The following is a 296-nucleotide window of genomic DNA, read 5'->3' as shown; positions in this document are numbered from 1 at the left end:
GCCCCGCCTGCGCGGGGACGACCCCGACGGGGATTCTCGCGTCGCCGACGAGCTAGGAACAGCCCCGCCTGCGCGGGGACGACCAGACGTGCAAGACGCGCACCCCGACACGGTGAGGAACAGCCCCGCCTGCGCGGGGACGACGTCGAACCGGGTCCGAAGATCACGCACCTCGGCGGAACAGCCCCGCCTGCGCGGGGACGACGAGCTCAAGGTCGGCACGCACGCCCGGGACGAGGGAACAGCCCCGCCTGCGCGGGGACGACTTGGCATGACTACAGCAGCGGAGTATGGAC

This window comes from Dietzia sp. B19, assembly GCF_014145155.1.
Classification (GTDB): Bacteria; Actinomycetota; Actinomycetes; order Mycobacteriales; family Mycobacteriaceae; genus Dietzia; species Dietzia natronolimnaea.
The sequence above is the reverse complement of the archived record's forward strand: the minus strand, read 5'-3'. Positions refer to the sequence as shown.